The sequence below is a fragment of the Nitrospira sp. Nam80 genome, assembly GCF_965152575.1.
The window spans coordinates 970,462-996,016 of the sequence record NZ_OZ224216.1; the positions used below are offsets into that span (position 1 = coordinate 970,462).

20 protein-coding genes and 1 pseudogene are annotated in these 25,555 nt (G+C 58.2%); 16 read left to right on the forward strand and 5 right to left on the reverse strand.

Annotation, left to right across the window (positions count from 1 at the left end; genetic code table 11):
* Positions 1–243: 243 nt before the first annotated feature.
* Complete coding sequence (locus ACWGXE_RS04710) at positions 244–3,456, forward strand: efflux RND transporter permease subunit (protein ID WP_447601716.1); 3,213 nt, start codon at positions 244–246, stop codon at positions 3,454–3,456.
* A gap of 161 nt (positions 3,457–3,617) precedes the next feature.
* Here the strand turns inward: ACWGXE_RS04710 and ACWGXE_RS04715 are convergent, their stop codons facing one another.
* Positions 3,618–5,201 carry a hypothetical protein gene (locus ACWGXE_RS04715; RefSeq protein WP_447601718.1) on the reverse strand — a complete coding sequence of 528 codons (1,584 nt, stop codon included), beginning with the start codon at positions 5,199–5,201 and terminating at the stop codon, positions 3,618–3,620.
* A 199-nt stretch (positions 5,202–5,400) separates the two neighbouring features.
* Between ACWGXE_RS04715 and ACWGXE_RS04720 the strand changes: the two genes are divergently transcribed.
* Together ACWGXE_RS04720 and ACWGXE_RS04725 are read left to right on the forward strand one after the other, a co-directional pair.
* A complete protein-coding gene (locus ACWGXE_RS04720) occupies positions 5,401–6,561 on the forward strand; it encodes a glycosyltransferase (RefSeq protein WP_447601720.1) in 1,161 nt (386 codons plus the stop codon).
* A 276-nt stretch (positions 6,562–6,837) separates the two neighbouring features.
* A complete protein-coding gene (locus tag ACWGXE_RS04725; protein WP_447601721.1) occupies positions 6,838–7,416 on the forward strand; it encodes a hypothetical protein in 579 nt (192 codons plus the stop codon).
* 58 nt (positions 7,417–7,474) lie between these two features.
* On the opposite strand, the gene ACWGXE_RS04730 is transcribed toward ACWGXE_RS04725, so the two are convergent.
* Entirely contained in the window at positions 7,475–8,845 is a 1,371-nt protein-coding gene (locus tag ACWGXE_RS04730) for a toll/interleukin-1 receptor domain-containing protein (RefSeq protein WP_447601723.1), read from the reverse strand.
* Between the two features lie 154 nt (positions 8,846–8,999).
* Entirely contained in the window at positions 9,000–9,431 is a 432-nt protein-coding gene (locus ACWGXE_RS04735) for a hypothetical protein (protein WP_447601725.1), read from the reverse strand.
* Positions 9,432–10,192: 761 nt separating this feature from the next.
* On the opposite strand from ACWGXE_RS04735, the gene ACWGXE_RS04740 reads away from it, so the two are divergent.
* Positions 10,193–12,271, forward strand: coding sequence for an ATP-binding protein (locus ACWGXE_RS04740; RefSeq protein WP_447601726.1), 2,079 nt, complete (start codon positions 10,193–10,195; stop codon positions 12,269–12,271).
* A 95-nt stretch (positions 12,272–12,366) separates the two neighbouring features.
* On the opposite strand, the pseudogene ACWGXE_RS04745 reads toward ACWGXE_RS04740, so the two are convergent.
* A pseudogene (locus ACWGXE_RS04745) lies at positions 12,367–12,519 on the reverse strand (HigA family addiction module antitoxin); the annotation flags it as partial.
* Between the two features lie 150 nt (positions 12,520–12,669).
* On the opposite strand from ACWGXE_RS04745, the gene ACWGXE_RS04750 reads away from it, so the two are divergent.
* From ACWGXE_RS04750 to ACWGXE_RS04795, 10 genes are all read left to right on the forward strand, one after another.
* Complete coding sequence (locus ACWGXE_RS04750; protein WP_447603871.1) at positions 12,670–13,863, forward strand: ATP-binding protein; 1,194 nt, start codon at positions 12,670–12,672, stop codon at positions 13,861–13,863.
* Positions 13,864–14,122: 259 nt separating this feature from the next.
* Complete coding sequence (locus ACWGXE_RS04755; protein ID WP_447601728.1) at positions 14,123–14,332, forward strand: hypothetical protein; 210 nt, start codon at positions 14,123–14,125, stop codon at positions 14,330–14,332.
* Between the two features lie 1,201 nt (positions 14,333–15,533).
* The gene (locus ACWGXE_RS04760; protein ID WP_447601730.1) at positions 15,534–17,732 is read left to right on the forward strand and encodes a GmrSD restriction endonuclease domain-containing protein; all 2,199 of its coding nucleotides are present in this window, start codon (positions 15,534–15,536) and stop codon (positions 17,730–17,732) included.
* Between the two features lie 207 nt (positions 17,733–17,939).
* Entirely contained in the window at positions 17,940–18,116 is a 177-nt protein-coding gene (locus ACWGXE_RS04765; protein WP_447601732.1) for a nucleotidyltransferase domain-containing protein, read from the forward strand.
* 343 nt (positions 18,117–18,459) lie between these two features.
* Positions 18,460–18,753 carry a nucleotidyltransferase family protein gene (locus tag ACWGXE_RS04770; protein WP_447601733.1) on the forward strand — a complete coding sequence of 98 codons (294 nt, stop codon included), beginning with the start codon at positions 18,460–18,462 and terminating at the stop codon, positions 18,751–18,753.
* On the forward strand, positions 18,743–19,093 hold the full coding sequence (locus ACWGXE_RS04775; protein ID WP_447601735.1) for a HepT-like ribonuclease domain-containing protein: 351 nt from the start codon (positions 18,743–18,745) through the stop codon (positions 19,091–19,093). The genes ACWGXE_RS04770 and ACWGXE_RS04775 overlap by 11 nt, the downstream gene beginning before the upstream one ends.
* A 33-nt stretch (positions 19,094–19,126) precedes the next feature.
* On the forward strand, positions 19,127–19,369 hold the full coding sequence (locus ACWGXE_RS04780) for a DUF2283 domain-containing protein (protein WP_447601737.1): 243 nt from the start codon (positions 19,127–19,129) through the stop codon (positions 19,367–19,369).
* Between the two features lie 663 nt (positions 19,370–20,032).
* The gene (locus tag ACWGXE_RS04785; RefSeq protein ID WP_447601739.1) at positions 20,033–20,260 is read left to right on the forward strand and encodes an addiction module protein; all 228 of its coding nucleotides are present in this window, start codon (positions 20,033–20,035) and stop codon (positions 20,258–20,260) included.
* A 595-nt stretch (positions 20,261–20,855) separates the two neighbouring features.
* Positions 20,856–21,035: a type II toxin-antitoxin system HicB family antitoxin gene (locus tag ACWGXE_RS04790; RefSeq protein ID WP_447601740.1), complete on the forward strand. Its 180-nt coding sequence runs from the start codon at positions 20,856–20,858 to the stop codon at positions 21,033–21,035.
* Positions 21,036–21,123: 88 nt separating this feature from the next.
* Positions 21,124–22,485: an amidohydrolase family protein gene (locus ACWGXE_RS04795; protein ID WP_447601741.1), complete on the forward strand. Its 1,362-nt coding sequence runs from the start codon at positions 21,124–21,126 to the stop codon at positions 22,483–22,485.
* A 169-nt stretch (positions 22,486–22,654) separates the two neighbouring features.
* Here ACWGXE_RS04795 and ACWGXE_RS04800 read toward each other — a convergent pair whose 3' ends face one another.
* Complete coding sequence (locus ACWGXE_RS04800) at positions 22,655–22,834, reverse strand: hypothetical protein (RefSeq protein WP_447601742.1); 180 nt, start codon at positions 22,832–22,834, stop codon at positions 22,655–22,657.
* Positions 22,835–23,474: 640 nt separating this feature from the next.
* Between ACWGXE_RS04800 and ACWGXE_RS04805 the strand changes: the two genes are divergently transcribed.
* Together ACWGXE_RS04805 and ACWGXE_RS04810 are read left to right on the forward strand one after the other, a co-directional pair.
* Positions 23,475–24,440: a YihY/virulence factor BrkB family protein gene (locus ACWGXE_RS04805; RefSeq protein ID WP_447601744.1), complete on the forward strand. Its 966-nt coding sequence runs from the start codon at positions 23,475–23,477 to the stop codon at positions 24,438–24,440.
* An 86-nt stretch (positions 24,441–24,526) separates the two neighbouring features.
* On the forward strand, positions 24,527–25,519 hold the full coding sequence (locus ACWGXE_RS04810; RefSeq protein WP_447601746.1) for a quinone oxidoreductase family protein: 993 nt from the start codon (positions 24,527–24,529) through the stop codon (positions 25,517–25,519).
* Positions 25,520–25,555 lie beyond the last annotated feature (36 nt).

A 25,555-nucleotide genomic window follows, 5' to 3' on the forward strand; every position in this document is an offset into this window, starting at 1 on the left:
AGTCGACTCACGGCACTATTCTGCGATAGCGCACAGTACGATCAGTGCGCCCGCCTGCCCCTATCCCTTCTAAATACGGATGAGCCCGGCTTAAACGCCGTACTGTGTAAGCCTCGGACTACATAGATTCACCTCAGCGGCTCAAAAAGGCCAGGGCGCCTGCGGTATTCGGCTTGCAACATAGCGTCGGAGATAGTGCCATGGCGTCGAGCGCCTGCCTCCAATTTTTCTCGGCCTTCGCATATGAACCAAGTCGTCCTCATCGCGCTGCGCAGGCCATACACCTTCGTCGTCATGTCCATCCTGATCGTGGCGATGGGAAGCCTGACGGTGCTCGAAATGCCCACCGACGTCTTCCCGAATATCACGATTCCCGTTACCTCCGTAGTCTGGGTCTACTCCGGCCTCCTGCCGCAGCAAGTGGAAGGGCGCATCACCTATCTATTCGAACGCTTTCTGACATCGACGGTGGAGGGGATCAAGTATATCCATAGCCATTCCTACTTCGGCAGCAGCATCACGAATATTTATCTCCAGGACGGCGTCGACGTGGGCCGGGCCGAAGCGGATATCGTGGGTATCGCGCAGAACGTCGTGAAGGCGCTGCCGCCGGATATTTCACCGCCCATGGTCATGCGTCTCGCGCCATCGTCCATCCCTGTGGCCATGCTTGAAATCAGCTCCGACACGATGACGCCCGCGGACCTTTTCAACCTGGCTTACATGCGAATCCGGCCTTTGCTCGTGACCGTCAACGGAGCGATCTTGCCCCAGCCATATGGCGGTCAGGCCATGCAGGTCATGGTCAATCTCGATCAGCAGAAACTGCTCGCGCGTCACCTGACGCCGGTGGACATCCACGATATCCTCATGAAGCAATACCTCGTGCTGCCGTCCGGCGACATCAAGATCAAGCAGACCGACTGGATCGTCCTGACGAATGCCTCGCCGTTGGAGATTGAGCATTTCGGCGATATTCCGATCAAGCGGCAGGGGAACTCCTTCGTCTACTTGCGCGACGTCGCCACGGTAAAACTCATGGGCCGGGTGCAGCAGAACGCCGTGCTGGTGAAGGGCAAGCAGACCGTCATCATCGTCGTGATGAAAAGCACGGAAGCCTCGACGCTCGACGTGGTCGAGGGGATCAAGAAGATGATCCCGCGCGCAGAGCAGATCTCTCCTGAAGGGGTGAGGATTCGGCTCCTTGACGACGCCTCGACCTTCGTGAAGGATGCCATCTCGGACGTCCTGCATGAAATGGCGATTGCCGGCGCGCTGGTCGGCTTGATTGTGCTGTTGTTGCTTGGGTCATGGCGGGCCACGGTCATTGTCTGGACCTCGATTCCGCTCTCCATTCTGACCGCCATCATGGGCCTGCATTGGCTCGGCGAGACGGTCAATATTATGACCCTGAGCGGGTTGGCGCTGGCCGTCGGCATTCTGGTCGATGACGCGACCGTGATGATTGAAAATATCGACCGCCATATCGAAATGGGCAAGCCGTTGGAGACGGCGATCATCGACGCCGCCAATCAAATCGTTGTCCCGACGCTCGTCGCCACTCTGTGCATCGCGATTGTCTGGTTCCCCCTCTTCAAGCTCGGCGGCGTCGCCGGCTACCTATTCAAGCCCATGGCGGAGGCGGTCATCATCGCGATGCTCGCCTCCTTCATCCTGTCGCGCACCCTGGTGCCGACCATGGCGAAGTACATGCTGTCGGCGCATCATGCCCCTGATGAGATGAAGAACGGCCATGAGGCCGGAGCGGCTGTGCCGCAGAACGTCTTCGTCCGGTTTCAGCAGGGGTTCGAGCGCCGCTTCGACCGGTTCCGTGAGGGATATGGAACACTGCTCGAACGGGTCATCGCCCATCGCCGAACCTTCGTGACGGTTTCTCTCACCATCGCGGTCTGCTCCCTGTCTCTTTTCTTCTTCCTCGGGCGCGATTACTTCCCCGAGATCAGGTCGGGCGTCATTCAGATGCATATGCGGGCGCCGCTTGGGACACGCATCGAGGTATCGGGACGCATTGCGACGCTCGTGTCCAACAGCATCGAGGAGTTGCTGCCTGGGCACGTGGAAAACATCGTCAGTAATTGCGGCCTGCCGGTCGGCCCGCACAATCTCGCCTTCATCCCGACGCCGACGATCGGCTCCCAGGATTGCGACTTGACGATCCTGTTGAAGGACGAAAAGTCCCCCGTGTGGGAGTATCGGCAGATTCTTCGCCGGGGTTTGAATGAGCGTTATCCGGGCACCGAGTTCACGTTCCAGCCGTCCGATCTGACCGCCAAGATTCTCAATTTCGGCGCGCCGACGCCGATCGACGTGCAGGTCAACGGCCCGGACATGTATCCCAACTACGAATTTGCGCGCAAGCTGGTGGGCAAATTTCGCGAGGTTCCCGGCGCCACGGATGTGGTGATCCAGCAGACGATGCGCACGCCGACCCTCATGGTGGAAGGCAACCGCACGTTCGGCTTCGGCGTCAACCGAACCTTGAAGGACATGGCCGACAATCTGCTCATGACGACGGCCGGGAGCCAACAGGTGGATCAGATCTACTGGCTCGATCCCAGCACCGGGATGTCGTATCCCATCAATGTCTATACGCCGCAGCCGCAGATCAACAGCCTCAACAGTCTCAAGACCGTTCCGGTCGATGCCTCGAGCAATTCACCGAATCATCATGATGTGCAGTTGCTCGGCAATTTGGCCAACCTGTCGGCGACCGGGACGCCGGGTGTGATCACCCACGGGAACATCATGCCGCTGTTCAATATCTATGTGTCCGCCGAAGGGCGCGATCTTGGCGGGGTGCTGGCGGATGTCCAGAAAATCGCCAAAAGTATGGAACACGAGAAGCCGCGGAGCGCCGAAATTCAAATCCATGGCCAGGCTGCGCTGATGAGCGACGCCTATTTCGAGCTGATCTTCGGGCTGCTCACCGCGGTCGTGCTGGTCTATCTGCTGATCGTCGTCAATTTCCAATCCTGGCTGGATCCGTTCATCATCATTACGGCCTTGCCGGGTGCCTTGGCGGGCATCGCATGGTTGTTGTTCCTGACCTATACGCGCCTTTCGGAGCCGGCGCTGACTGGGGCCATTATGGCCATGGGTACAGCGACGGCCAATTCGATTCTCGTCGTGTCCTATGCGCGCGAGCGGCTCCAAGAGCATGGCGACGCGCTATGGGCGGCGATTGAAGCCGGAACGACACGCTTCCGTCCCGTGCTCATGACGGCCTCGGCCATGATCATCGGCATGGTCCCCATGGCGACGGGTTATTCTCAGAATGCGCCGCTGGGCCGCGCGGTTATCGGCGGTTTGTTCGTGGCGACTCTCTTCACGTTGTTTTTTGTGCCCTGCGTGTACGCGATGATCTATCAGGGGCGAGCCGGCCGGCTAAAGAAGAGAGCGCAACCGGAGCCCGACTATGATGAGGTCCTTGCGTAAGCGCTTGTTGGCATCCCAACGAATCATGCCCTGCCGGTGCTGTCTCCACTCTCCGATTCACCCGTTTCTCCATATAGGACGGCCCCGCCAGCCGGAAGTGTTCTCGCAGGCGAATCAAAGCACGCAACGCGTGATGCGTCTGTGGATCTCGGCAGTCGAGATCATGGGCTATCCGGGCCGGGCTCAGCGCCCGGCATTCGATACAGCGCAAAATGCCGACCCAGAAAAATCGGAGCAATGCCGGCCGGCATGGGGGGGCGAAATCGTTCGTCTTGCCGCGCCAACAGATAGTCGTACTGCTGTTGAACCGCGTCCCAATTCATGACATAGGAACGCGCCATCAATTCTCCGGTGGAAAAGAACCGGCGGTACGGCTGCGCCAGCCGGAGCGGCTGCTGGTTCGGGGCCGCGAAAATGATCGACACGAGCGAAGATTTGGAAATGACTGCCCAGCAGGCGAGATTTTCCACCGGGATGGAAGTGGGAATGCGAAAGTCCACAAGTCCGTATCCGCGTTTCACGATTGCACTGAAGATGCGGCTGCCCGGCGGCAGGCGTTCGATGGCGTCGAAAAACTCGGCATATTGCCGGTTGGCCTCCTGCCAATGGACGGTAATGGCGCTCATTCGAACTGCGAAGAGGCTGCAGAGGATCAATGCAAGCGCGGCGATCTTGCGGCGGTCCTGCACTAAGAAATCCGTGCCGGCGATGGCGAGCAGGATCAGCGCGACAGGCAATCGGATTTCGACATAGGCGCCGGTTACGATGCTGGCCGGCATGAGCCACGTTGCAAGCGCGACCAGCCCCAACGGGCCGATCATCGCGGGCGCGATGGACAAGCGCCGTGTCCAGACGCCGCCGAGCACGAGCGCTATCAAAGCCAAGACGGTCAGACGGTCCAGCGTCAGGTGCTCGGTGCGCAGCGTTCCCTTGAAGGCCTCCAGCACCGCAGCCGGGTGGGCGAACGCAATCCCATGGGGATTCGCTTCGAGCTGGATCCATGGCGGCACGTTCTCCTTGTTCGTATCGAACAGAGGCGAAGCGAGCAACAGCAGGCAAGGAAGCAGAAACGGTGTAAACGCTTTGACCCAATAACCGAGGTGCCGCCGCATGGTCCCGGTCCACCACTGTCCCACCTCGAATCCCGCGATCAGTAAGCCATAGACGCCCAGCGCAAAGATGTGCGCAAAAAACAGCGCGGTGGCGAGGACAGAAAAAAACGGAATGATGCGTGCCGCTGAGCGGTCTCGCCATGCCACCCAAGCGGCGAAGCTCCAGAACGCCAGACCCAAGCCGAACAGGTAGTTGAGAAATCCCCACAGGAACACGCTGTTGTACAGGAACAGGAACGACAACATGGGCCAGAGCGACCAGCGACGATGCACCACGGCATGCAGCGCAACCGTGCCGGACGCCAGGAGACCAAGGACCAGACTGAGAAACACACGGCCCGCCGTTTCCAACGGCATGACACGAGCCAGATTTGGAACCACGAGATCCATCGCGAGATTGGGAAGCACCGCCCAATGGATTTCATAATACTGGTTCAGCGGCGGGGATTGGTTGTCGGACCCCAGAATGTGCATCCGCGCCAGATGATTGGGATAGTCCACGAGCGGCGGCAGGCGCACGAGCCAGATTGGGACGATGGTGACGGCAAGTAAGGCGGCGAAGAGGCCAAACATGAAGGGCTTGGGCGCGCGCAGAGCGCGATCGGCGGCGGCAGAATGTGTGAGAGCGCTCATGAGTCCTTCTAGGAGTAGCTGAGGGCCGGACATTAGGCAAGCGGGCCATGGTGCAAAATCTTCGGTTGATTAAACGTGCGGAATGTTTTTATGCTGAGTTCAAACGACGACAGACGTTGACCTATTCGAGAGCACGCGCATCGGTGCTTCCGTGACGCGCGCTTTTTTTCAATTTCCACTTCTTTGCCGATTCGAGCACATGGCTTCCCCCCTCGATCTTCAGCGAATGCGTCCGGGACAGGCACCCGCCAGGCCTCCCGACGCACCGATCCACGGCCCGGAATTCGCGGTTGTTGTTCCGACGTTCAACGAAAAGGACAATGTGCCCCGGCTCGTGGACCTGCTTGCCCGCTGCCTGCAGGACGTGCATTGGGAAGTCGTGTTCGTGGACGACGATTCGCCGGACGGCACGGCTCGCGCGGTGAGACAACTTGCCCGGCAGGATCGCCGGGTCCGCTGTGTGCAGCGGCTTGGCCGCCGCGGATTGGCCTCGGCGTGCCTGGAAGGCATGCTGGCGACGTCCGCTCCATATTTGGCCGTGATGGACGGAGATCTTCAGCATGATGAGCGACTCTTGCCCGAGATGTTGAAGGAATTGGAGCAAGGGCGCGTGGATATCGTCGTCGGAAGCCGGTATGTGGAAGGTGCCGGTGTGGGACAGTGGGATAAAACCAGGCTGGCGGTCAGCCGGATCGCGACGCGCTTGAGCCGGTCGCTTGTGCCGCCCGGATTGGCGGATCCCATGAGCGGATTTTTCGCGGTGCGGCGCGACGCCTTTGAAGAAGTGATGCGCCGCACGTCCGGCCTGGGCTTTAAGCTGTTGCTGGACATTTTCGCGTCCGCGCCACGGCCGCTCCGATTCAAAGAACTGCCGTATGTGTTCCGAACCAGGCAAGCAGGGCGCAGCAAGGCCGACTCCCACGTGGCATGGGAATATCTCATGCTGTTGCTGGACAAGCATGTGGGGCGATTCATGCCGGTGCGCCTGCTGGCGTTTGCTCTGGTAGGTGCGCTCGGCGTCGTGGTTCATTTCGCGGCGCTGTTCGTTCTCTTTTTCCTGACGGATTGGCCGTTCGCCGCGGCTCAGGCCGGCGCCGCGCTAGTCGCCATGACGAGCAATTTCATGCTGAACAATATCTTCACGTACCGCGACGACCGATTGCGCGGGTGGCATTGGCTGCGGGGGTGGGCTTCGTTCGTGCTGGCCTGCAGCATCGGCGCATTGGCGAACGTCGGTGTAGCCTCGTATTTCTTTGCTCAGGATTACTTCTGGGGTCTCTCCGCTGTTGCCGGCATCCTCGTCGGGATGGTGTGGAACTACGCCGTTACGGCGACCTATACGTGGAGACGTGCCGGTTGAGGGGCGACTGCCGTCCCAAACCACCACCATTGAGAAGCCCTTGATCTGCCGACTGCTTGTCTACCTGCCCACGCACCGCTCGCGTCGCCGCTTGCCGTGATATCGGGTTCTCCTGCGCTTCTCCTGCACTTTGCACTGATCTACGGATGTGCTACTGACCGACGTACCGGAAGAAAGTACAATGGTCTCTCCATGCGTATTCTGCGCCGGATCACATGCTGTCTCTTAGGCATCGCTCCTGTGCTATTGATCGCGGCCGGCATCCGGATTGTCAGCATGGCTGTGCAAGCCCGTGATCCGGCGACGTACTCGATTCACTACCAGTATCTCGGCGACGCGCTATTCATATTATTCGCCGGTCTCATCGGTCTGTTCGGCTGTTATCGGCTGTGGCGGGCCGATACCCGCGGCACGTGGTCGCTCGTGCCCCTTGCGGCTGCCATCTTCGCGGTGTTGTTTCCCGTAGTTCAGTATGGGCGCCAGGGAAGCCCGTTACAACGATCCTATCGCAGTACGGCGTTACAGCTCGGGTCCGTCGCCCAGCGATTGACCGAGGCGGCCAACGAAAAGGGTCAATTCACCTGCACTCCCTTTTCCGATGATCCCCCCTCCATGTATGTGCAGCAAGGCCAAGTCCTGCCCTATGTGGTGCAATGTGTCGCCGATGCGACCGGCCCGGCCACCGGCGACCCCCCGGAAAGACCGGGCACGATCGTCGTCGCCACGAGTGCCGATCGGAAGCAGGCATGGTTTACCGCGACGGTTTTGCCCGAGGACGTCGGCCGCCACGCTGCATGGTTGCAACGGGCAGGGGAGCGGCTCATCATTGCGCAACAGGTGAATCCCAAACCCTAGCGCCGCCTCCGCACTGTTCTTGAGGATTCATGTCGCCGCAGCAAAGCGGGTGCCTTTTCTAGGCCGCCCATCTTTGCTGCGCCACACCGCCTGGACTGAGAAGCTCGTAATGGCGCTTCGATGTCAGCACCATGAAGTGACGGTTGAGTTCGAACACCTTCTCCAGCAACACCAAGACTTGGCCGCTATTCCGGCTCTGGATTGATTCAAACAGCTGCTGTTGAATCGGATACCAACGTGCGAACATCTCAGCAATGGCGTTCCGATCTTCATTGGTATCGAACGCTTCCATGACCACTTCTTGAGCCAGGTATCCTGCCTCTGCGGCTTCCCCGAGCACTTTGTCTATCGCCGATCGAAGATTGTCGAGCGTCTCGACAACGAGTTTCTCATTCCATCCGCCGCTGCCCTGGCGCAACTTGTTGATGTATGGAATTAAGACTCCCCATCGAAAACGAATGGCCATCATCAACAACATGCCGATCGTGCCGGTGTTACTCGTGGGCCGCGGGTCGTCTTCACCCGATTCTTCCACGAATACCAGCGTGAACTTTCTCTTATTATTGTTCAGTAGCTGATATTGGTCGAACACCGGCACATATTTCCGATTGTCAAAGGGCGAGGCGAACACAGGAAGCACTTTGGCAAAGCCGACTCTGCTCTCGGCGGCGCGCATGGCTCTTCCGAAGCATTCGACCCATTTGGGAGGTTCGAGTTGAAATTGGCTGAGGACCTCGCGCCATTTCCACGACTGGCCGACTTTCACGTCTAAACCCAGAAGGTTGAGCGCGCTATCCGACATCTCCACCTCCGCGTCATTCGGTATGGTGCCGGTTTCTCGAAGCGATTCGACCATGCCGTGAGTCAAGGTCAACGTGGCATGGCTCAAGTAGCGATGAACCAAGATTGATCCGGGTCCCGGTCCAATGACGTCAGACAAGCCCTTCGCAATGGTGCGGAGCTTCTCATCGTTCGTGGCGCGTTTGGCGGCAATGGGAGGCTCTCCTATACTGGGAGAAGACTTGTACAAATCTTTCAAGAAATCGATCAAGTGGTGGTCCTGGTCTCCACTGGGATCCGAAGCAGGCACGAATTGCCAACCCTGCAACGGGCTTGGAGCATCGATGTCCGGCGGAAAGAGGCAGATGAGCCGGCGCGTCTTATCTTGATTTTCATGGGCCGCAAAAAATCCTGCTTCATACAGGCACCAATCCCATTCGTGATTGGGATCGGTGTACAAGAGAATGAGCCACTTGGCGTCCCTTAGCTCATCGTACACCCGCGGCAGCCACTCGCTGCCTCGCTCAATCTGTTGCGAGACGAAGATTTCCAGGTTCTCGACATCTTCTTCGATCAATCGCTTAATCCCGCTGGCCTTGTGCCGGTCCGTATGTTTATGGCTAAGAAATATTTTGAGTTTCGATGACATAGTAACCTCCGATAATGGCGCGCTAGGACAGGACCATCCGCATGGCGTTATGGAGCTGATGACTGTCCAGTGGCCGGATTCGTCAACAGACCACTGGACAGCCGGGAACAAGCGTTTCGTGGAGCCTGGTTCTCAACCCATGCGGGCCACGGACCTACCGGGTGACAGCCACGGCCGGCCCAGCAGCGCCGGCGGCATGCGCCGGCGTATCGCAAATAGGATTCGGATGGTAGATGGTCGGCTCAGTTTTCCACATGGCTCCAGTAGCACCCCAATCGATCAGCAGCATTGAGACGACGCCCCCATCAATGAGAATACCGAGTAGGGACACCGCGTCAAAAGCCGTCTGCGTCTGTACCAGATTATCCGTACAGCCTTCTTTCTTCGCGACAATCGTATGTTGGGTATTGCGTTTGACTGACGCCATCGCGGTTCCCTTCCCAATGAGCATGGTGTCTAAATAGATTTTGGCTTCCGGGTCGGGACTCTGAATCGTGATTTGATCCGATGTGCCGTGGAACATCGCGGCACATCCATACAACTGAAACGCAAAGGCAACGACCATCATGCCGACAATAGCTCTCATGATGCACCTCCTCGGGGCGGATGTTTGTATTTGCCGATCGTGAGTCTCTCTTGTCATTGCAGCGCTGCCGGTGGAAGAAGGATGAAGCAATAAGTGAGCCGAGAGTGATCATGGCGACGATGCGCCTACGTATTCGCCTGTTTGCGCGGCAGATCGGGGCTCGTTCTACACGCAAAACCGCGGGCTACGTAGTCGTGTGGAACACAGAATGAAAATGGTGGCGTATTAGATTGGATACTAGGATGTATCCAACCGTGAGGCCGCTCATACTGCGCCGGCGGCTGAAGAACACACCGATCGGGAGGATTTCAATCCTGTTCCATCATGGCAATGCACGCATTTAACAATGGGGAGATGCCCATTTAGGCCGCTACGGCTCGCCGTTCTCGCTGGACTCGATGAACAATCCCTACGGCAACGGCAGCCCGTTTAAACCCAATTCACCGAACAATCAGTACGGCAAACCCCTCGGCGTAACAACGGCGCCGACAAAGCGCCTGCGCGAGACCAGGTGGATCGAGTGACTTCATAGTATGGCAGGGCGGTGAGGCCGTCGGGGAGTATATTCCGTTCCGATTCTGTTCGACAGCCCTGCAGCAACTCAGCCGATACCACGCCGACCAGAGCGACTTCGTCGGTCCTCTCCCGCGTCAGTTGCCCGCTCGACGGCATCACGACCTTCGGCCGTCCCTTGACGACAATACGCCGGCCGGCTCATTCTATTGTGCACGTGTCGAGTCGTGGAGACACGATGAGCTGAGATGCACCTCCCACCGCTTATGCATCCGCTGCTGCTGGTCGGTCTCGTGGCGGTAGCGCTGCTGTCCGGCCTGCTCACTATTCCTTTCCTGTTGCCGCACTACGTCTGGGTGTACCTCCCGCTCCATTCGACGCTGGAAGCCTTGGGCGGCTTGGCGGCGGTCCTGACCGGCCTGGTATTGCTCGCGCGAAAAGCCGAGTGGGACGATACGCGGCTTCAGGGCATCGCGAGCGGCTTGCTGGGAATGGGGATTCTCGAAGGGTTTCACGCCGTCTCCTCTCCCGATCACGGGTTCGTGTTGTTGCGCAGTGCCGCCAGCCTGCTTGGGGGCGTGGCGTTCTCGTTTGTGTGGCATCCACCGGGCATGATCGGCAAGCGGACCAGAGCGCTGATGCCCTACCTCGTTACCGGCGGGACGGTTGCCTTCGGGATGCTCGTCGTCACCATGCCCCTCCACTTACCTCGCTTCACCGAGCAGGCGCAATTCGCGCCGGCGGCGCTCGCGGTGAACGGGCTCGCCGCCGTCTTGTTCTTCGCCGGCGCAGCCGGGTTCTGGATCGAGTCCGGACGGACCAACAGGCCGGAGCATCAGCTCCTGGGGACGCTGGCGATTCTCTTCGGATTGGCCGAAACGATGTTTCTCTTCTCGGCCCCGTGGCAGAGCGAATGGTGGGTCTGGCACGGCGTGCGATTTGCCGGCTACGTGATTGCGCTCACGTATGTGAGCCGCGGCTACGTGCGGATGGTCGGTGAGACCAGAGACGCGCTGGCCGAGGCCCAGCGATCGGGACGGCGTCTGGCATCGGACTATGCCGTGACCAGAGTGCTGGCCGAGTCGATGACGCTCAAAGACGTCGGCCATGCCGTGCTGCAGGCGATCGGCGAAACGCTCGAATGGGAATTAGGCATGTTCTGGACGCTGGATGAGCAGGCCCAAGCCCTCCGGTTCGTGGATCTGTGGCATGTCCCGGAGATGGACGTGGAGGAGTTTGTGCAGGATAGTCGAGACCGGACATTCCGGGCCGGCGAAGGACTCGTCGGGCGGACCTGGGCGGCCGGCAAGCCGATCTGGGTTCCCGACGTGCTGATGGATCCGGCGTTCCGGCGTGCCAAGATGGCCGAAAAGGTCGGCTTGCACGGCGCGTTTGCCTTTCCGCTGCAGAAGGGCAATTACACCTATGGCGCCATGGAGTTTTTCTTCCGCGCGATCCGCGAGCCGGATCAGGACGTCCTCGACATGGTGGCCAATCTCGGAATCAGGCTCGGCCTGTACATCGACCGCAGGCGGACCGAAGAAGAGCTGCGCCGGACCGAAGCCCGATTGGTGGAGGAGAAGCGCCTGTCGGAAGTGGCCAAGATGTTGGGCGACATCGGCCATGATCTGAAGAACCTCCTCATGCCCATCATGAGTGGTGCCCAGCTGCTGGAGGGAGAAGTCCGGGAGTGTTTTGAAAAACTCCCGGAGCCGGCTCTGCGCGCAGTGAAGCCGAGCCATGACGTGGCACAGGAGCTCATTGAGATGATCCGGCGATCGTCCGGCCGCATCCACGAACGGGTCAAGGAAATTGCCGATTCCGTGAAGGGCCTGACCCGCCCGATCCAGTTTGCGCCCTGTCGGGTGGCCGAGGTCGCCGCCGGTGTTATGGACACGCTGCGGGTTCTCGCCGATGAACGGCAGGTGACGCTCCGGACCGATGGGCTCGACCAGCTCCCGCTCATTCGAGCCGACGAAAATCGGCTCTTCAATGCGCTCTATAATCTCGTCAACAATGCCATTCCCGAAGTCCCGCCGGGCGGCTCGGTCACGGTGCGAGGCCGCACCGAGCCAGGGGGAACCAGGATCGTGCTCTCCGTCATCGATACGGGCAAAGGCATGTCGCCGGAAGTCCGCAATAGTCTCTTCACCGTTCAGGCGATCAGCCGCAAAGCGGGTGGAACCGGACTGGGCACAAAGATCGTCAAAGACGTGGTGGATGCGCACGGTGGCACGATCAGCGTCGAAAGCCGGGAAGGCGCAGGCACGGTCTTCCACATCACGCTCCTCGTGGATGGTCCGGTCTCTGGCCCGCCGACCGTTTGACAAATGGCGCGCGACGTGTTCTGAGGGCCTGCCGATCCCGCCTCCGCCCCTCGCAGTCTCGCCGGTCAGATAGGCATTGATTGACGGCACGCTGGGGCATTGAGCCAAAACTCAGGACTGTTCCCGAAAAGGCGAGAGAGTCGCAATGCCATTTCAGGGATGAGCGAGCGCCTCTCCTGAAGGAGCTCGTTCACCGTCTGGCGAGAAACCCGGATGGCTTGGGCAAAGCCGGATACAGTTAAGGCATAGATATTCCGATCCTTCCAGATTCCCGGCTGACGGGTTTCAATCAGCCGATATATAACCTTGCAATCAGCCGAACCATGAAGTTACGATCAGCCGCCATGACCGCCCCGGCCTTCTAGCCCCGTTTTGTCGAGTCCAGTCTCACCGAGGCCCTGGCGGACACGCCGGTCGTCTTGATTCATGGGCCGCGTCAGTGCGGCAAGACTACATTGGCGCGGAAGATCGGCGAAGCGCGAGGGCACACCTACTTTAGCTTCGATGATGATGTCGCCTTGGCGGCGGCACAGGCCGATCCGGTCGGCTTTGTCATCGATCTGCCTGAAAAATCCATTCTCGATGAGATCCAACGCGCGCCGGGACTCTTCACTGCCATCAAGACTGCAGTGGACCGCCGGCGTACGCCGGGGCGCTTCATTTTGACCGGGTCGGCTAACGTGCTGCTGCTTCCAAGACTTGCCGATTCCCTCGCCGGACGCATGGAGATCGTACGGCTGCACCCGCTCGCGCAAACAGAACTCGCCGGCAGGGCAGTGCACTTTCTTGACACCCTTTTTACTGGAAAATTCAAAACCCGAACATACGAGCGTCTGGGGGCCGGCTTGGCTGAACGAGTGGTCGCCGGAGGCTACCCTGCCGCCTTGGCGCGCGCTACGCCGCGCCGTCGCACGGCCTGGTACCGCGACTACATCGAGACACTTGTCCAGCGTGATGTGCGGGATCTGACGCGGATCAGCGCGCTCGACACACTGACACGTCTCCTTACGCTGGCGGCAGGCCAGACGGCCCGTCTCCTCAATGTAAGCGACCTGGCTGGACCCTTCCAGTTGAGCCGCCCGACGATCCGCGACTACATCACACTGCTTGAGCGCGTGTTCCTACTTGAGCCGCTTTCGCCGTGGTACAGCAACCGGTTGAGCCGGCTGATAAAGACGCCGAAGCTGCATCTCGGAGACAGCGGGGTGGCTTGCGCGCTACTGGGACTCGACGCTGCGGCGCTGGCGCGGGATCGTTCGACGCTCGGACAACTACTGGAGACTTTCGTCTATCAAGAGCTGCGCCGGCAGGCAAGTTGGCACGAAACGTCGATCACGTTTCATCATTTCCGCGACAAAGACGGGGTCGAGGCGGACATCGTGCTGGAGCGCGGCGCGCGGGAGTTGGCGGGGATCGAAGTAAAAGCCAGAGCTACCGTCACCAGCGCTGATTTCAGAGGACTTCGCAAGCTCAAGGAGGCGGCCGGGACTAAGTTCGCAGCGGGGGTGGTGCTCTATGACGGCGAGGCCAGCGCCAGCTTCGGAGAAGGGTTCTATGCGGTGCCGATCCGGCTGTTGTGGGAAATGACATAAGGGGTGTCCCACCAGAGCAACTGATTCCTCGGCCCGATCGCCGATAGCGGCCGCCTGGCGTGTCGAGCAGTGGGTTGTGACCTCCGATGTCACAGCCGTCCGTTAGAATGGCGACCAGTTGGTCATCCACACAAAGGAGATCACGGCCATGTACCGGCACGGAAGGGGCAGCCGTTAACATGGCGAGCATGATGGAGCCATTTGACCGATCGAACGGCACGAACTGCGGTCACAGGCACCGGCGGAAGGAGGCTAACCAATGCGACAGTTCATCTTGGGTTGTTTGGTCGGTGTGATTCTGACGGCAAGCATGAATGCCCTGGCGGGGAAGGACAGCCTCGGCCGCTCACCGCAACAGCAGCAATACGACTATTTCCGGCAGCGCCAAATGTGGCTGGACATCGGGCAAATGCGGCAACAAATGGACCGGCAGGAATTGGATCGGCACCTTGGCAAAAGGCCCTGCTGAAGGGACGGGAGGAAGCGACTCCTATCATTGAGACAGTGGGCGTGTGCGGGTTCGCTCAAAGCAGTTTTTGCACGACATATGGGCTCTCTACCGTTACTCTGCCGCATAAGGAGAGACACAAGTTAGATGCTCTATTTCGCCTATGGGTCGAATCTTGATTGGCAACAAATGAGGGAAAGGCCCGCTCATGATCTCTCTATACCTCGCGGTATCGATACCAAATTCCTATTTCCTTCCGCATCCCGACTATAAACGATTGATCGTTGATGGAGCGAGATATTGGCGCTTGCCAGGAGAATATCTCGAAGAACTTGAGCGAATCCAAACAGGTCAGTGAAGTAATAGACGGCTATCTTCTCTATCATTTTAGTTTGGTAGATCGTTTATAAATGTCGATCTAAGGAGCAGGTAAAAGATTGCAATCTGGTTATCCCTACATCCCTTGCCTCCGACAAACTGGTGCAGAGCTGTTTACGCTCGGTGATCAGAAACTCTCAGTGGACCTGCTGAGTTTCTGGCAGTGGTCGGCATCTGACCTCATTGGCAATACGATGCGTGGCTGCCTGGCCGAGTACATCGTCGCGATGGCGCTAGGGCTGACATCGGGAATTCGAAACGATTGGGAAGCGTACGACCTGAAATTTAATGGATATAGGATTGAAGTGAAGACCTCAGGATACCTCCAGACTTGGCCGCAACAACGCCTCTCACGACCCATCTTCGGCATACGTCCGGCTCGAGCTTGGGATCCCACAACTGGCCAAATGGGCCCAGAAATTCGCAGACAATCTGACCTGTACGTCTTCTGTCTGCACGACCATAAAGAGAAGGCCACTCTTAATCCATTGAACTTATCGCAGTGGACTTTTTATGTGCTGCTTACTGATCAGATAGAGAAGTCAAGATTCAAACAATGTAAGAATCTCTCACTTGCTAGCCTTCTCACGCTGAACCCGATTAGAACGGCATTCGAGGATTTGAGGAGTTCTATTCTTACCGCTGGCGATAAAACGATCGGGTCGCCTATTTCGGACGGTCCTGTTACGGGGGGATAGGAGTTTTTCCGTTCCGGCGCAAACAAAGGTGTCGCCTTCTCGAAGGCGCCACATAGAAAGCTGCCGAAAGTTACCTTGACTCCATTGGGTGGAAGAAAATCTAGACTAACTTATCCATAAGCGTTTGGTGAACGAGGAAGGGATCTATGGAGACCCAGGTGTTAACGCCACAAAAAGTATTCTTTCTTCCTCAGCGGCTAGTTGTCCCTCTATTTCAACGACCATACGTATGGAACCAGGAAAGCCAATGGGAGCCGTTGTGGGACGATGTGACGCGTGTGGCGGAAAGGGTTCTCAAACGGCCATCTGAACGGCATCATGCTCATTTTCTGGGGGCCGTCGTGTTACAGCAAGTTCAGAAACCAGCAGGACTTATGCAGGAGCGAACAATAATTGATGGACAGCAGCGGCTTACAACGTTGCAACTCCTATTAGATGCGCTCCATGCCGAGCTTCAATCAGTAAAGGCACTGGCCCCTGCCTTGCGCATTGAACCTCTTGTTGAAAATGCTGCGCCGTTTTGTTCGAGACCCGAGGATCGTTTTAAGGTATGGCCGACCAATCGTGACCGACCGGCATTTAACGCCGTTATGGGAGCAAAACCGCCGGTGAGCTATGATGCCGTGGACTTTCCCGGCGAACGCATGGTCCAAGCTCATCAGTTTTTCAGCGAAAGTGCTCGGGATTGGTTGGATCAGACAGGGGAGGAGCAGATAGCAATAAGGGCAGCAGCAATCGAAACTACCGTTCGTGAGCTTCTGCAACTGGTCGTTATAGATCTTGCTCCGGATGAAAACGCGCAGGAGATCTTCGAGACACTTAATGCCCGTGGGGCTCAACTCACGGCTGCAGATCTTATTAAGAACTTCATCTTTCAGCGTCTCCTTGAGACAGGGAGCAATGTTGAGGAGGCGTACCAAGCTCGATGGAAAGACTTTGAAACTGGTTTCTGGGAAGCTGAGGTTAGTGTCGGGCGGCTCCGCTATCCACGCTCATCGGTCTTCTTCAATCACTGGCTCACGGCACGGACAGGGGAAGAGGTCGTTGCACGAGAGGTCTTCGATCGTTTTAAGCGATTTGCCGACCACGACAGCAATGTACCGATGTCCGACCTTCTCAGACAAGTCCATGGCTCATCGCAAGTGTACAAGCAATTCATCGCGAAATCCGAGACCTATAACGGGACAATCGACCAGTTAGGGCTTTTTGGATATCGGACCAGCGTACAGGAAAGCGAAGTCGTTAAGCCGCTCATACTCAGTCTCCTTGACCCAGACCAGGAGGAGATCCCTTACGCCCAGATCCAAAAAGTGCTACACGTCGTGGAAGGCTGGATGGTGCGGCGAATGCTGGTGCGCGCCACGACAAAGAACTACAACCAAGTCATCGCAGACCTTATCGCGCAGATAAAAGGCGACAATCGGCGGAGAGCAGGTGATGTCATTGAGGAGTTCTTGGCGAAACAGTCGAGTGGGAGTCGGTACTGGCCGGATGATAATGAGCTACGGGAGGAGCTGACAGTCCTCCTGGCGTACAAACGTCTGCGGCGTGGTCGTCTTCGGATGGTGCTAGAGGCGATTGAAGACCATTTGCGTGGATGGAAAGATGGGCAACAGGCGCTGGGCGGTGAGCGCGTCGCCCGAGGACAATTCGTTATCGAGCACGTCATGCCCAGAAAATGGCAGTCCCGCTGGCCGCTTGAGAATGGCGTTCAGGAGGATAGCGAGCGGGATGCATTAGTGCACACGCTTGGTAACCTTACGCTTCTCACTGGCCGTCTGAATTCAAAGGTTTCCAATGGCCCGTGGATAGGAGATGAGGGGAAAAGTCATGCCATAAAGGGCCATGATGTCCTTTTCCTAAACCGCAGGATACTGAACATTGCCGGGAGATGTGGACAATGGAACGATGATGCAATCCGCCAGCGGACACAGCAGCTGATTGAAACCATTATTGAAATATGGCCTGTCCCATTAGGCCACCGTTCCGGCTTCAGTGGCGAACACATTATGCATCGACGAAAGAAGAAGATTAAGCTTGCCGATCTGATCAGCGCAGGTGTTCTTTCGGCAGGCATGCCGCTATTCCCCAGAAAGAAAAAGCATAATGATAAGGTGGCGACACTTCTTTCCGACGGACGCTTAGAAATCGATGGCGTTGTCTATGAAAGTCCGTCGCCCGCTGCAAGGAATATTGTAGGGCATCAGATGAACGGTTGGTGGTTTTTCCTGGTCGACCAAGCGTCGCGACGGTCACTTAGAATGGTGCGGCGTGACTATATAAACAGCATGGCGGTGGAGACCGAAGACGACGAGCCAGATGAGGAGGAAGATGACGAGGAATGAGGTAATGGTTTGGGTGGGAACAAAACAAAGGGTCTGGAATGATTTCTGACTTGAGGCTGTGAAGCTTCGAACAGGTGCCTGACTCAGATGCACCCCCCAGTGGGCACCGCGGTCTTGGCTATGTACGCAAAGATAGTGAGGCAGAACCTCTTCTCGACGCGATGCGCTTAGCTGTGCCAATAAGCGCGGCTCACTACGGAGAAGCACATGGTTCACAGTTTAACCAGGACAGGGACAGGCAGCGTACAAGAGGAAATGGTCCGGCGTATTGTGTCGCCAGAGAAAAGCATTCTCTTCGGCTCTCATGCCCGCGGCGAGGCAGGCCCGGACAGCGATGTCGATTTGCTGGTCGTCATGCAGCCTCGTGAGTCCAAGCGCGAATGAATCGTCGAGGTGTACGGGCTTCTTGCCGGGATGGGTGCCCCAAAGGATGTGGTCATCGTGACTCCTGAGGAGTTCGAGCTCTATCGCGACGCGCCGGGAACTGTAATTCGGACAGCCTGTCGTGAAGGAGAGGTCCTATATGACCGAGCGGCCTAGGATCGAGAATATCAATGATTTTCTCGCTCGGAAGAGCTGCAAAGATTTGAAAGGTGCAGAGCCCTGAGCCGGACAGTGGCCTGTTCGTTTCCTCCCTCGCACTTCCAACCTGCGGCAATCGATATTTCCTGATCCCTTCAAACCAGGTAAAATGCCTCGCGTTCGAAACTGAGTTGGAGGATCACGTATGAACAAACACCGGGTCTTGTCATTGTTGGCCAACCGGCGGGAAGACATCCTCGTCAGATTTCGGGTGAAGAAGCTTGGGGTCTTCGGGTCGGCTGCGCGGGATGATATGCGAAGTGACAGCGATGTGGACATTCTGGTGGAATTTCAGGAGGCTGCCACATTCGACCGATACATGGATCTGAAGGTTTATTTAGAAGCCGTCCTCGGAACCTCGGTTGATCTAGTTACCGAGGATGCCGTGAAGCCGCGCATGCGCCCTATCATTGAGAAGGATATGGTTCGTGTCGCGTAATTGGCCGTTCTATCTTGAGGACGTCGTGGAGAGTGCACGAAAAATCGGACGTTACACCGAAGGGCTGACATTTGATCAGTTCCGCTCAGAGGACATGGTAATTGATGCGGTCGTCCGCAACTTGGAGATTATTGGCGAAGCGGCAAAGCATCTGCCCGCTGAAGCCAAGGCTCTTATGCCACAAGTAGACTGGTCAAAGGCGGCTGCGTTTCGTGACGTCATTGCTCACGGATATTTTGGGCTCGATCTGCATATCATCTGGGATGTCGTCCAGACCAAAATTCCGCCCCTCAATCAATCGGTCGAGAAGGTGCTTCGAGAGTTAAAGAATCGGCTTTGACTCTAATGGCAGACAGGGCGAGGGCGGCAGACAATGAAGATCGCGGATATCCAGGATTATTTGAAACTAATTCCAGCCGTTCATCGAGCGCCGCAGCATGCGGTGTGGCTCACCTATGATGCGGAAGCGGACACGCTCTATGTGAACTTTAAAAAGCCCAGCCACGCGACCGACAGCGAGATGACGGATGACGACGTTATTGTCCGCTACGAGGGCGAAGAAGTGATCGGCTTTACGGTCTTGCATGCGGGCAAGCGACTGAAGAAGGCGGCGTAGAGCTATAGTGAAGCACGCCATTACCATGTACCATTGCTGATGATCGCCAACTATTCCTCAGAATGAAACATTCCTTGCACGTCGAGGAACTTACCGTTGCAATGCCTTGATGGCGCGCATGCCGGAGGCTACTGCAGTCTCCCGCCGAAGCGCTCGCTCCTTGTCGTCGTTCTCGCGCTCATCGCGCTGTGTCTGGAAATCCGGCCCGGTCAGGCGTGAGGGGACGAACCTGCAGAACCAACCCGGTCCTCGTTATCACGATGGACCCACGGCTTGGGGACGGTCCCCTCGGCACACTGCCGGACGCCGATGTGCTCTTCGCCGGGGACACGATCATCGCAGTCCAGAGTAGACTCGCCGCGCCGGCTGACATCCTGCATCGCATACTTGGTACTCCAGAGATAGTGAGGCAGAACCTCGTCTCGATGCGATGCGCTTAGCTGTGTGAAAATAAGCGCCACTCACTACGGAGAAGCGCACGCCCTCACAGCTTAGGGGTCCAAGCATTCATTCTCCCGCGCTCTCGCGGCGCGCATGCCGCTTGGCGGCATGTGCGTGCGCCATACTCCTGACAATAAGGAAAGTCACATCGGTTGTTTCCTGAAGACCTTCAGCCCATAATGAGAGCAACGGATCTGCTGGCGATGTCATTGGAGGTTCGTCATGACGGAAAAGTCCCAAGTCGTGTTGAAAGAAGCGCTCAAATTGACCGCCGACGAGCGTGCGGAAGTGGCTGAGCAATTGATAGCGAGCCTGGATGAAGCTCCGGATACCGACGTGGAGCAGGCTTGGCAAGAAGAAGTGCAGAGGCGGCTACAGCAAGTCGAACGCGGCGAAGTGAAAACGATCCCGTGGGAGGAGATCCAGAAGCGGCTGCGACATGGGAGGTGAACAGTCGGTCGCGCTTCATCCCGAAGCACTCGACGAACTGGAACGAGTCAAGGCATGGTAGGACGGACAACGGGTCGGTCTAGGAGAGTCATTCTTTCAGGAAGTCACAAACGCTATCCGTCGGATACGAGAATCACCCGACACCTGACCTGCATATCAGCGAGGAACGAGACGCTTCCTCGTCCATCGCTTCCCTTTTGCAGTCATTTATAGTCAACGCTCGGCCGGTCTTCTCATCGTAGCGGTCATGCATTTAAAACGACGGCCGGGTTACTGGACATCACGCCTCTGACAGCCACAATGGCTGTAGGAATCATTCGCCGGTGGAAATCATGTCGCTGATTGAGGCGGGGGTGCGACAATCGGGTGGTTCTTCTGGTGTTTCCACATGGAAACATGTGCGTCCCTGTTCAAATCTCCAGTCTGCGAAGCGCGGCCCCGTAATGGTTACTGACCTCCCCATTCGACACGATGAACTTTTCACATCGATGGCCAGCTGCAACAAAGGAAGAGAATTGATGAGAGTCAGGACAGAGAACTTCATGGAGATACCTTTGAGATTTTCTTTGAGCAGGAAGCTGAGGATGTTGGCTGTATGGCTTACAGTCCGACATTGCCTGGTTGCTTCAGCGATGGAAAAACAATTGAAGAAGCGAAGCGGAATGTTCGCGATGCCGTCCAGCAGCATCTGCAGTCTCTTCTTCTCCACAACCATCCTATTCCTCAGAATGAAAGGCTTGTACACGTCGAGGAACTTACCGTTGCGATGCCTTGATGACGCGCATGCCATCGCTTACTGCAGTCTCCCACCGAAGCGCTCTCTCCTTGTCGCCTTCCTCGTATTCGTCGCGTCGGGGCTGGGAATGTGGCCTGGTCCGGCGCGAGGTGACGAACCGGTCGGCCCAACCGGCGCTCGTACCCTGATCCAGAACGCCGCGCTCGCTATCACGATGGACCCCACGCTTGGGGGCGGCCCGCTTGGCACACTGGCGGACGCCGATGTGCTCATGGCCGGGGATACGATCGTTGCGGTCGGAAAAGGACTTGCCGCACCCGGCGCGGCCGTCGTGGATGCGACGGGCGCCATCGTGCTGCCGGGGTTCGTGGATCTCCATAACCACCTGGTTCAGTCCGTGATCCGGGGCGGCTGCTCCGACCGGGATCTCAATGGGTGGCTCCGTGACTGTACCTTCCCGGTTTACGAAATACTCACACCTGAGGATGTCTACGCTGCTGTCAGGCTAAGTACGCTGGGTCTGATCGCGACCGGCGTCACGACGGTCGTGGACTCGGCCGGCGGGCTGAAGCTCGAGACCTCGCGCGAGCACCTCCGCGCTCTGACGGAATCGGGCTTGCGGTTCATGTATGCGCCGACGCCGCGGAAGCAGGAGCACGACGCGCTCAAATCCCTTCACGAGGAACTCATCAAACCAAACTCTCTTGCGACGCTGCAGCTCGCCGGGCGTCCCGGAATGGAGCATCTCAAGGCGCTCACCGACGCGGTGCAGTTCGCGCACGAGTGGGACGTGAAGCTCAACGTACACTTGCTGGAACACATTACGCAACGGGACAGTGAACCGATCCGGTCGCTGGAGGAATCCGGCGCCTTGGCCCTGCGGGGGAATCTGCTGGTGAACCACGCGATTCACCTCACGGATCAAGAGATTACCCTGCTTGCCCGGCACGACGTGCGGGTTACGCACAACCCGCTGAGTAATATGAGGCTGGCGTCGGGGATCATGCGCCTGCCCGAATTGCACGCGGCCGGCCTTAATCTGGGACTGGGCCTGGACGGGGGCACCAACGATACCAGCGACATGTTCAGCAACATGCGGGCGGCGGTGGGGCTTCAACGGGCGAAATCCCTGCGGACTGACCTCTATCCGACCGTGGCGGACGTGCTCCGCATGGCGACCCTCGGCGGTGCGGAGGCTCTCGACTTGGCCGACCAGATCGGTTCGCTTACGCCCGGCAAGAAGGCGGATCTTATCATCGTCGACCCGAGCGGCGTGAATTTCGCGCCGCGTTTTGACTGGCTGGGCCAGCTCGTGTTCAACACGCAACCGTCCAACGTCACATTCGTCTTCGTAAACGGCCGGGCGCTAAAAGCCAAGGGGCAGTTTACCGGCGTCGCGCCGGCGGCGGTCGTCAAGGCGGCGGAAGAATCGGCGGCTCGCGTGCGGAAGGCCCTCCAGGAGAAGGATCATGCGGTATCCCATCGGTGATGATGACAGGAAAAGCAAAGGGGGCCTAGCTCGAATCGAAAACACAGGATCGGCGTTGAAAACAAAGAGGTCGGAATGTAGACGAGTTCCTTCAGCTGTTGTAGAAATCCAGCGTTTGTTTTGCATGGACCGCGACGCCTCGCACTACTTCGGAACCGATTGTGTCCCGCTACCTCGACCCCTCCGCCGGCGCGTTCAGGCGGCCGTAGGAGAACCGCTTCGCGGCAAGCAGTCCCGATACGGGAAGCTTCATGAACTCGCGTGCCGACTGAGGCCACAGGTCCTGGGCATCGTCGACGGGCCTCGCTGATTCCTTCCGGCTGATCGGCCGCTGAATTTGTTGTTGCATGGCGCCACCTCCTTGATAAAGAGACCGTAATCTATGTTGTAGTCGCTGAGGTTGCGTGGGACGCTAGCTGAATCCCTGGAGCCTTTCAGCCATCACCCTGGACATCAGACGGTAAAAGATGGATGGCTAGCGTGTGACGGCTGATGCTCGTTACCGGCGGGCGGCCCAAGACCGGCCGACCACGGAAGAGATGAACATGGCGAGGGCAGTGAGATAGACGCGCATTCCTAAGGGCTGAGGCATGGCTGGCTCCTCCGGCGGTATGGTTAGCGGCCCTGAGTTGATGTGTCCGACTGCTACACATTGGTAAAGCAACCCCTGTGCCCACTTCTGTTATCGGTAAAAACGGCGGCATTCGTGAGGACGGCGATGGACAGTCGGGTCTGTCCCTAAGGAGTCCTGTGAAGACGGGCATGGTCCTCTGTGCCACTGTGGCTCAATTTGCCCGGTAAACAATGGTGCGATCGCGCGTTCTTGGCTGACTCTACGATGCTTTTATGAGATTACAAAAAGAGGGTGAGGCGAGACGCGGCCGGCTAACTCGCTCTCCGCCCGCCGGCGCGAAGTTCCCAGCCCGTTTCCTCGCGCTTGAACAGGTTCATGGATCGTATCTTAATGGCAGATGGCGAGGCGGCTCAGTATGCCAAGGGAAACCATGAACGATCATGCCTCGGCCTATCCGGCCAAAGAGAATGTGGCGTGGTGGGCTGCCGCGTGGTCGTTGGCGAAAAAGACGGCGGAGAAGTGGGGCGGTGATCCGGGTCCGCGGTTTGCGGCGGCGCTGGCCTATTACACGGCCTTCGCGATTGTGCCGCTCGTCGTGCTCGTCGTGATGGTCTCCGCTGCGCTGATGGGTGAGGAAGCGGCGCGGGATACCTTGCATCGGCAAGTGGTGGACCTCATCGGCCATCCTTCCGGTGATGCGTTGTTCAATCTCATCGATCATTGGCGACGCGCGGGGGCCCCCATGCATAGTGTGCTGGTCGCCGTCCTGGTCTTCGTGATCGCCGCGGCTCGCGTCATGGATCAGCTGCAAGATGCGCTGGATTGTATCTGGGGGCTCGCATCAAAGCGGGAGCCGAGCCTGCTGCAGCGCATCAAGCATCGGTTTTTCTCCAGACTGGGACTCTTGGGCATCGCGTTCATGTTGCTCGTGTCGCTCATCGCCAGCGCCGTGTTCACCATTGGGGCGCAAGCGCTCATGGGAGAGGAGGCGCGACCGGTGCTCCGGGTCGCCAGTGCCGCCACATCCTATCTGGTGCTGGCCCTGCTGTTTGCGTTGCTCTACAAATGGGTGCCCCAGGCGAAGTTGGCATGGACCGACGTCTGGATGGGAGCCTTGATCACGACGGTGTTGTATGTGGCGGGGAGCATGGTAATCGTGGTGTACCTGGGGCACAGCGCGCTGGTGACGTTCTACGGCGGCGCCGGCTCGTTGGTTCTGATCCTGCTGTGGGCCTATTATGCTTCACAGATCTTCTTGTTCGGCGCCTCCTTCATTGCCGTCTATGCCAGCGAATATGGCTCTCAAGTCGTTCCGGCAGAGGAAGCCGTCGCCGTCCGCCCCGCCGCGGAAAGTGATGAGGGCGAGGTGTCTAAGCGGTGAAACCTCCAAGCGGCGCTCATGAACGAATCATAAGGGAAGTGCTGCCGGTCGAGATGAAGAAGTCGCTCACAAGTTGAGACGAACACATGCGCGCATGGTTGATGGAGTCCTATGAGGGAGTCGAGCGGCTGCGGATCGGCGACGTCGCCGATCCGCAGCCGGGTCCGGCAGAGGTGCTCTTGAAAATTAAGTTCGCCGCGTTGAACCCGGCGGATGCTTTCCTCGCGAAAGGCATGTATCCGGCCAAACCGCCGCTGCCCCATGTTCTCGGGCGGGACGGCGTGGGTGATGTGCTGTCCATAGGCCCCGGAGTGAGCAGCGTACGGATAGGAGAGACGGTGGGCATCCTCCGTTGCGATGTCGGAGTTACGGCATGGGGAACTCTGGCCGAGAAAGTGGTGGTGCCGGCGGACAGCGTGGCCCCGGTGCCCCGGGGCTGGTCTCTTGAAGAAATGGCCGGCGCGCCACTGGTTTTTCTGACTGCCTGGCAAGCCTTGACGCAGTGGACCGATCCTCCCGCGCCCCCGCGTGCGGGATCTATCCTCCTCGTGACCGGCGCTTCGGGCGGGGTCGGCGTCGCGTCGGTCTTGCTGGGGAAGTCGATGGATCTCACGGTCGTGGCCCTGTCGCGCAGCCCGGACAAGGGGGCCAGACTCAAGACCCTCGGCGCCGATTTCGTTTTTGATCCGGCGGACAAGACCTTGGTGAAGGCTGTGGCAGCGGCAATCGGTCCAAAAAAAATCGATCTAGCCGTGGATAATGTCGGCGGTCCGCTGCTGAATCGAGTGATCGCCATGCTCGGGTATGGCGGCCGGATCAGCATCGTCGGCAGGAGTGGAGGCGTGGTACCCGAGTTCAATACGGCAAGCCTATTGTTCCGCCGAAATCGAATGGGTGGCGTCGCGGTGGGAGACTATACGGCGCACGACGCACAGAGGGCATGGACGGAGATCGTGGCTCGGTTGGATGTCCTGGGACGGCGGCCACAGGTAGATACCGTCGTCCCATTTGAAGAGGCGAAGCAAGGGTTCGCTCGACTGGCTCAAGGGCCTATGGGAAAAGTATTGGTGCGGATCTGATATGTGACGCGTTGCTTCGACAAGCAGGCGTTGGGA